The organism is Corynebacterium sp. CCUG 71335 (assembly GCF_024454075.1).
GTDB lineage: Bacteria > Actinomycetota > Actinomycetes > Mycobacteriales > Mycobacteriaceae > Corynebacterium > Corynebacterium genitalium.
Genome location: NZ_JAGPYY010000003.1, coordinates 236,299 through 242,796, shown reverse-complemented (window position 1 = coordinate 242,796; position 6,498 = coordinate 236,299). Strand labels below are relative to the sequence as shown.

Sequence of the window (6,498 nt, the reverse complement as noted above, 5' to 3'; positions counted from 1 at the left end):
GCGGACGGCTTTGACGATGGCGAGATTTCGGTTCGGGCTGTTCATCTGTCAACGATGTCCCGACTGATACCAGCACCATCACTAAACACGCGGGGGTGACGGGAGGTGTCAATGATGTCGCGACTGAGGTGTCAACCATCACCCCGGATTGTTTCTATCCCCTAAGTGTCAACGATGTCGCGACTGACCTGTCAACCATCAGGAATGCTGTCCCAGGCACGCCGTGTCAACTATGTCATGACTTCAGACACTGTCAGCCCGACAATTCTTTTCACGGGTTCTTACGGCTTGAGGACGACCTTGATGCAGCCGTCCTCCTTCTTCTGGAACTTCTCGTACATGGCAGGGGCGTCGTCAAGCGGCGCGGTGTGCGTTTTCAGGTCAAGCACGCCGAGGGGGTCGGACGGGTCGTCGACCAGCGGGAGGATGTCATCGGTCCAGTTGCGCACGTTGCACTGGCCCATCCGCATCTGGATCTGCTTGTCAAAGAGCGTCATCATCGGCATCGGGTCCTTCATCCCGCCGTAGACGCCGCTGACTGGAGAACCGTGGGCTTCGATGCCGACGGCGTCGACGACGGAGTCGGACCCGCGGCCGTCGCAAAGCTCTTGCAGCTTCTCGACGGCATCCTCGCCGTCCTCGATGACCTCGAACCCGTGCCGGGCCGCCATGGCGCGCCGCTCCGCGACGGGGTCGACTCCGATGACGCGGTAGCCGAAGTGCGCACCGATACGGGTGGCCATCTGCCCGATCGGGCCGAGGCTGAGCACCGCGAGGGTGCCGCCGTCAGGGACGCCTGCGTACTTGACGCCCTGCCAGGCGGTCGGCAGAACGTCAGAAAGGAAGAGGTAGCGCTCGTCCTCGCCGACGCTGGGGACCTTGATGGGGCCGTAGTCGGCGTGCGGGACGCGCAGGTACTCGGCCTGGCCGCCGGGCAGCGAGCCGTAGAGGCGCGAGTAACCGAACAGGGTAGCTCACTTGTCGTACTCCTTCACCTGCGTGGTCTCACACTGAGACTGAAAGCCGCGCTCGCACATGAAGCAGTGCCCGCAGGAGACGGTGAAGGGGACCACGACGCGGTCGCCGGGCTTGAGGTTGGTCACAGCACTGCCGACCTCCTCGACAATGCCCATCGGCTCGTGCCCGATCACGTCGCCCTTGTCCATGAAGGGTCCAAGGACCTCGTAGAGGTGTAGGTCAGAGCCGCAGATGGCGGTGGAGGTGACGCGGATGATGGCGTCGGTGGGTTCGATGATCTTGGGGTCGGGGACTTCCTCGACGCTCACGGTGCGTTTCCCTTGCCAGGTCAGTGCTTTCATGGGGAACCTTTCCATGGTTAGGGTGTGGCCGAGCGTAATCCCGACTTCTTTGAGTGCGCAACGTTTTTAGGCAGTGTGAAACTTTCGCCAGTAAAACAAAGGCTATTCGTCGAGTTGCGGTGGCTTTCATCCGGCACGCGAAAATCAGGAGTGGGGTTAGATCGGGCTCACCGCTGAGGGGTCGAAAGATGAGTTGTCCGAGGCCTTTACTCTTTGCAGCTGTTGGCCTCGTCAGCAGACCTAGTCAATAGGCGCGACGCGAATAAGATTCCCGTCGGGGTCTTCGATTACAAACGTCGTGCCGAACACTTCCTCATAGGGCTCGCGGAGGATCGTTACCCCTTTGTTCTTCCACTGTTCGAACGTGGTGGTGACCTCTTCGGCAGGCACGTTCAGGCATACCTCCGAAGTGCGATTCGCTGCACCTTCCAGCGAGTTGGCATTTCCCGACCATAGCGCTAAGAACACCCCCTCACCCAGCGCGAAGGTGACGTAGCGGGGCGTGACAAAGTCGGTCTCAAGACCCAGGAGGTCACTATAGAAAGCGACCGATGCGTCGATGTCCGAGGCGTACACGATGAAAACAAGTTCACGGTTCACTATTTGCTCCTTACTTTCGAGATCGTGGACACCAGGATAGGTAAAAACCCGCCGGAGCAATTGATTGTGCGGTTACTGCGGGTTCGGCCCCACCGCGCCGGTGAAATCCACACCGAAGAAGTCCAGAATCGTCTCTGTTCCGAATCCGTCAGATGGTTGGGTGGCGAAGCTGTCGTCCTGCTTACTGCCCGGCCAGACGTGCCTACCGCCGTCGAGGCGGTAATGGCGCAGCTGCGCATCACAGCCCTCCCACACGAGCTCTTCGCCGGGACGGCGGATCTCTGCGCGGACGGGTTCGGGTTCGCAGTGGTTTCGCCGAGCTGCGTTAGCCATGACGTCTTGAATACTGAGGATGGCCTCGTTGTGGCGCACTCCCCCGTAGTAGTCGATGATGCCGTCTTTGGTGCCGTGCATGTCGATCTGCTTGACCGGGGTTGGCGAACAATCATCGAAGACTTTGTCGTAGAACGCGGCAGACACTGTCGCAATGCCGGTGATCTGATGGGAACGGTGGCACGCGGCATAGGCGGCAAACCCGCCGCCGTTCGACAGGCCGGTGACGAATACTTTGGCGGGATCGATCGAGAACTCCTCGAGCATCTCTTGCCGCACCGCGTCGAAGTACGCCAGATCCTGCTCCCCCGATGTCTTCGCGTAGGGCGCCGGCGCCCATGCGCTGCCCACACCGTTCATGTACACGACCACTGCATGTGCTTTATCTAACTGAGTGAACTGACGCATTGCCTCCGCGTTGTTCGTATACCCATGAAACGCGAAAATCAGTGGTAGATCAGACCGCTCATCGACTTCCGGCGGCACGGTGAGGATGAATTCCCGGTCGAGTCCACCAGCTTTGATCTTCCGGGTTTCAGTGAACGGTTCACCCTCGAAATCGCGCACCGGTTGCACAAGTTCCTCACGAACCTTCTGCGTGACTTCCTCGGCGACGCTGTCGGCGCGCATCGACTCTTTATTGCCATCCCCGCATGCTGCAAGCGCCCCGGCAGAGAGCAGGAAAGAGCAGGTTATCGCTGCTGATCGTGTGAGTTTTCGCACGGTGAAGGTGCATCCTTAGGAATCGTGGCGCTGCTTTCGTGGGCAACCTTAGCAATCAAAGCGTCGACCGGTAAGTTGACACGTAATGGAAGCCAGCCCCACTCCACGCAACTTCAAACCCAGCGCCAAAGATATGCCGGGGTTCCGCGACGCCGCATCGCGACAACACACAGCGAGAGCGTTCGCGTCCGGGGCGCAGCTTTACGACGCCACACGCCCCTCCTACCCCACTACCATCCCCGAGCTCATAAGCACGGCGGGCAGCGTACTCGATCTCGGCGCGGGGACGGGCAAGCTCACAGAGCTGCTGGTGCAGCCTGGCCGCACCATCTACGCAGCTGATCCTTCCAACGACATGCTCAGGGTGTTGCGCTCTCGCATGCCCGAGGTGAAAACTCTCCGAGCAGTCGGTGAAGCACTCCCGCTTACTGACGCCTCCGTTGACGCCATCACTTGTGCCCAAACCTGGCACTGGGTCGACACCGCGGCGGCCAGCGCAGAGGCCCACCGTGTCGTCGCGCCTGGAGGCAAACTGCTCCTGTGTTGGAACACTCTCGACGTGTCGCATCCGTGGGTTCTGCGGCTCTCCCGGATCAGTCACTCGGGGGATGTTCAGAGGGAAGGGTTTTATCCCGACGTCGCTAAGCAATGGGCGCTTTCACGCGAACTGCGCACGAAGTGGTTTGAAGCCGTGACCACGGACGACCTCTTCGCACTCGCACGCACGCGATCGTACTGGCTGCGGGCGAATGAGGCCACGCGCGCGAAGGTCACCGAGAATCTCCGGTGGTACCTCTTTGATCGCCTCGGGTTCGACAAAGGTCAGCCCATTCCCCTCCCCTATCGCACCGACGCGTTCGTGTACGAGCGGCGCTAGCTTAACGACGTCCCGGCCTTTTCGAACGACCTCGCCAGACACTGGGCGATCTGTCCATCGTTCGAACGCGCGTTCTATTTTGGGTTCGGTTTCTGGCTATGTTGGTACATCGGTTTGCAAGAATGTTCCCATAGCTATCCGGACGGAACCGACGACGTCGAGGGGGACACTATGGACACTTGTAGGCAAGCGAAGAAGGGTAAGCGGGCCCCTTTCTTCGTCACCGAAGACCCGGACTGTCCCGCTGCAACTGCCGGAAAGTCCATCCGGCAAGGTCAAGCCGACGCCTTCATGGAATTCGCCGACGCTGAGAACGTGTTGGCGGGATCCCGCGACTACGACCTGGAAGTGACCCGCTTGACGCAACGCAGCGGGTTGCGCAAGGGCGAAGTTGAGAAAGGCATTTACGGTTACCAGTCGCTGCGCCGGCTACCGGGTCTCCGTGCGATCCAAAAAGAGCATTGGCGGTTAGACGTCGACAGACTAGACGCCATCGCAAGAGCAATCGCTGCCCTTGGTTGCGAGGCACCCGCCGAAGCCTACGAAGCTTTCGATGACGTGCTGGTGGACATATTCACCCCCACCCGGACCCGGCAACCGTTGCCCACGAGCAACACGATCAGCTTGCGGTTGAACAAGATGATCGCGGAGTTCGACAACGCAGCCGCATTCGATCCTGAGCGGCGGAAGAAGCGTAAGAAGGGTCCTCCCAGCACGAATGATCTCGACTTCGGCCCTGGCGCTGCGGGCGCTGATACAGCATGGATGACCCTGAACGCTGACAACGCCACTATTGCAGCCATGCGAGCAAGCATTGAGGCGACCGCGCGCGAACTTGGAACCACGCAGGCCAACGCGTTGGTCAAGCTTGCCACCGGTGACGTCACTCCGGCTGCGATGGCGACGATCTACGCCTACGCCCCCAAAAATGCTGACGGTGAGGTCGACCAAGAGGCCGCGGCGTTCATTCCCGGGTTCGGGCACACCGGGCCGAACTCCACAGCCTTGCTGCACCACTTCGCCGCCACCTACGGCACGACCGAGGTGGACCTAGACGTCGCGTCGAAGAAGGTCGTCGCTGGGCACGACGCGCCAGCTGATGTCGCCGCCTACGTCCGCGGCCGGGACGGCACGTGCGTGTACCCGGGTTGCACACGCCCGGCACAGGCTTGCCAGCTCGATCACCGCCAGCCTTACGACGAAGGTGGCATGACCACGGCCGACAATCTGTTCTGCCTATGCCAGCACCACCACAACCTGAAAACCGATCGCCGCGCATTCTATGTCCCCGACCCGGTGACAGGATCAATCGTGTGGCTTCTCGAAGACGGCACCTACTACTGGACCGATCCCAATGGCTTGCTCGCCGCCTACACCACCCCCACAGCGCCCAGGTGGCGGCGCAGTGTTGACGATGTCGAGCGCCTCAGACAGCAAACCGAGCACTTTCTGGCGAAAAGTCACGCAGTTCTCGACGCCTACGAGACCACCGCACAAGCCTACGATCCGTACATTCCGGAGGAGCAAACAGCTGCCTGGGACCTCTACAAACAGTGCAAGGCTGATCTGCAGGACCTCGAGGAAGAATTCGACGAAATCTTCCACTACCACCCGCTCCCGCCAAAGGCCGTGCCAGACGATGAGCTCGTAGTCCCCGACAACCAATTCTTCAACACCTACGACGGCACGGGCCGCGATGCAGACTTCGATCCCGACGACCCGCACAGCTACTGCGACGAGGAGTACGACATCCACGCCTTCTTCCGCCCTGCTGGCTACCCCTTTTCCACAGCAGAAGAATGATGCGCCGCCTTTTCGGCGAAAAGTTGAACAGTTACGGGAGAGCACTCAGACCAAAGAAGGAAAGAATTTCCTCGGTGACGTCCACGCTGTCGGCCCCAGATCCCGCCGGCCACCCATGCCCCATGCCGTCAACGGCAAGGTGCTCGACTCGGCCTGCATCGCCATTGCGTTTGCGGAAGGCCGCCACGACGTCATCGGCGCCGTAAATGCGGTCACTAGTGCCGCGAAGTTCGCCGTCGTAGGGAACCCTGATGTCGGAGGTGCCGTGGATGTTCAGGTAGTCGATAGCTTCACCTGTGGTGAACTGTGCCGGATCTGTGCGCACGGCTGCAGCCACTGTGGCTACGCCCGCATAGCGGTCAGGGTGAGCTGCCGCGGCAGCGGTGGCCAGTCCCCCACCGTTGGAGAACCCCACGAGATAGACCTGCGAATTTTCAGCCGGAAAGGTGGCTTTCACGTCGGCGACGATCGCTTCAATGAATGCGGTTTCGTCCTTCAGTGTGGTGTCGGCATAGGGTGCCGGGGCCCATGCGCCACCAACACCGTCAGGTGCAGCCACGATTGCTGGTGCGTCGTCCAACCCTGTGCCCGTGAGAAAACTCTCACCGGTGCCACCACGCCCGTGAAAAGCAATGATGACCGGTAAAGGCTCGTCCGCATCGTGCGGGGTGGAGACCGTATAGGTCCGCTCCCGTCCTGCGGCGTTGACGGTGCGTTGCGAGACCTCCGCTGGCACCGAGGCACTACTCGTCTCTGGCGGGGAGCTTTCCGGACCAGCGCAGGATGCGAGCAAAACGGCGGCGAAGACGCCTAACGCGGTCGATCGGACTGCGCGTCGCACCG

General features: G+C 60.8%; 5 protein-coding genes and 1 pseudogene. 2 read left to right on the top strand and 4 right to left on the bottom strand.

Annotation, left to right across the window (positions count from 1 at the left end; genetic code table 11):
- Positions 1-281 precede the first annotated feature (281 nt).
- The 3 genes and pseudogenes from KBX19_RS03905 to KBX19_RS03895 all read right to left on the bottom strand — a co-directional run bounded on the left by KBX19_RS03905 (position 282) and on the right by KBX19_RS03895 (position 2,882).
- Positions 282-1,319: pseudogene (locus KBX19_RS03905) on the bottom strand (alcohol dehydrogenase catalytic domain-containing protein).
- Positions 1,320-1,559: 240 nt separating this feature from the next.
- Positions 1,560-1,919 carry a VOC family protein gene (locus KBX19_RS03900; RefSeq protein WP_040423721.1) on the bottom strand — a complete coding sequence of 120 codons (360 nt, stop codon included), beginning with the start codon at positions 1,917-1,919 and terminating at the stop codon, positions 1,560-1,562.
- Between the two features lie 72 nt (positions 1,920-1,991).
- Positions 1,992-2,882 (bottom strand): PHB depolymerase family esterase, encoded by an 891-nt coding sequence (locus KBX19_RS03895; protein WP_005290218.1) that lies wholly within the window; start codon positions 2,880-2,882, stop codon positions 1,992-1,994.
- Positions 2,883-3,060: 178 nt separating this feature from the next.
- Here KBX19_RS03895 and KBX19_RS03890 point away from each other — a divergent pair, with 178 nt between their 5' ends.
- Both KBX19_RS03890 and KBX19_RS03885 read left to right on the top strand, forming a co-directional pair.
- The gene (locus KBX19_RS03890; RefSeq protein WP_005290219.1) at positions 3,061-3,852 is read left to right on the top strand and encodes a class I SAM-dependent methyltransferase; all 792 of its coding nucleotides are present in this window, start codon (positions 3,061-3,063) and stop codon (positions 3,850-3,852) included.
- Between the two features lie 171 nt (positions 3,853-4,023).
- On the top strand, positions 4,024-5,655 hold the full coding sequence (locus KBX19_RS03885) for an HNH endonuclease signature motif containing protein (RefSeq protein WP_005290221.1): 1,632 nt from the start codon (positions 4,024-4,026) through the stop codon (positions 5,653-5,655).
- A 31-nt stretch (positions 5,656-5,686) separates the two neighbouring features.
- Here the strand turns inward: KBX19_RS03885 and KBX19_RS03880 are convergent, their stop codons facing one another.
- The gene (locus KBX19_RS03880) at positions 5,687-6,496 is read right to left on the bottom strand and encodes a PHB depolymerase family esterase (RefSeq protein WP_083770297.1); all 810 of its coding nucleotides are present in this window, start codon (positions 6,494-6,496) and stop codon (positions 5,687-5,689) included.
- Positions 6,497-6,498 lie beyond the last annotated feature (2 nt).

Coding starts and splice junctions, on each gene's coding strand:
- KBX19_RS03895 (WP_005290218.1), bottom strand. CDS start 2,882: ATGCGCGCCGACAGCGTCGCCGAGGAAGTCACGCAGAAGGTTCGTGAG.
- KBX19_RS03890 (WP_005290219.1), top strand. CDS start 3,061: ATGGAAGCCAGCCCCACTCCACGCAACTTCAAACCCAGCGCCAAAGAT.
- KBX19_RS03885 (WP_005290221.1), top strand. CDS start 4,024: ATGGACACTTGTAGGCAAGCGAAGAAGGGTAAGCGGGCCCCTTTCTTC.